The organism is Kitasatospora sp. NPDC059722 (genome assembly GCF_042733235.1).
GTDB lineage: Bacteria > Actinomycetota > Actinomycetes > Streptomycetales > Streptomycetaceae > Kitasatospora.
Genome location: NZ_JBHWGD010000125.1, coordinates 1 through 1187 on the forward strand (window position 1 = coordinate 1; position 1187 = coordinate 1187).

The 1187-nt window shown below is 75.1% G+C and carries 1 protein-coding gene; it reads right to left on the minus strand.

Annotated elements, in window-relative coordinates:
- The coding region (locus ACFV4F_RS38915) for an ALF repeat-containing protein (RefSeq protein ID WP_380509971.1) at positions 1–1024 on the minus strand (1024 nt) is incomplete at its 3' end.
- Between the last annotated feature and the right edge of the window lie 163 nt (positions 1025–1187).

A 1187-nucleotide genomic window follows, 5' to 3' on the forward strand; every position in this document is an offset into this window, starting at 1 on the left:
GCGCCTGGGACGCGGCGTTGCTGGCCTTGGTCGCGGCAGCGGCGGCGTTGGCGGCGGCGTTGGCGGCCTGGCGGGACGCCTCGTTGGCGGCCTTGGCCGCCGCGGAGGCGGTCTGGGCCGCGGTGGCGGCGCGCGAGGCGGCGTCGGCGGCGCGGCCGGCGGCGCTGGAGGCGGCACCGGCCGAGCCCTGCGCGGCCTTGGTCTCGGCGGCGGCCTTCTCGGCGGCCTCCTTGGCCAGCTTGGTGGCGTCGAAGGCCTTGCCCGCCGCGTCCTTGGCCGTCTGGGCCTGCTGGCCGGCCTGGTCGGAGGCGGTCTTGGTGAGGTCGGCCAGCTGGGCGACCGTCAGCTTCTCCTGGTCGTGCGCGGCCGCGGTCTGGTAGCCGTACTGGAGGAACTGCTGGACGTCGTCCATCGAGCCGTTGAGCGCGGTGTTGGCGGCCTTCTTGACCTCGTCCCCGCCGGAGGCCATCAGCTGCGAGAGGTGGACGCGGTCGTCGTCGTCCCTCGCCTTGAACTGGCCGGTGTTCAGGAACTGGTTGACGTCGTCCAGGCTGCCGTCCATGGCCTTGGCGGCGGCTGCCTGCACGCCCGGCCCGCCGGTGGCCATGAGCTGGGAGACCCGCACCCGCTGGTCGTCCTCGTAGGCCTTCTTGGCGCCCGTGGCGAGGAACTTCTGCAGGTCGTCGGCGGATCCGGCGAGCGCTGCGGTGCCGGCCGCGCGGACTCCGGGACCGGAGGTCGCGATCAGCTCCTCGATCTTGGCCCGCAGGTCCTGGTCGGCGGCGGTGGCCCGGCCCTTGGCCAGGAAGGCCGCCAGGTCGTCACCGGTGCCGGTCAGCGCGCTCTCGGCGGCGCGGCGCACGGCCGGCCCGCCGGCCTGCCAGGCCGCGACGACCTTGACCCGGTCGGGGTTCGCCGCGGTGGCGGGCGTGGTGTCGGCCACCGCGTGCGTCGTGAGCAGCCCGGTCAGCAGGCTGCCCGCCACGAACCCGGCCGCGAGGCGCGACCGGGTCCGTGCGGTCAATGACTGTTTCATCGAATGTCGCAATCCGTCCGTGAATCGGGCACCGGAGTGCCGTGACGGCCGCAGGCGTCCGCAATCCGCGCCGGCGGCCCTGGAGGTGGTCAGGGCATGCTTTAGGGGCGAAACCGGCGGCGGGGGCGGGGGGGGCGTCCCCCCCCCCCCC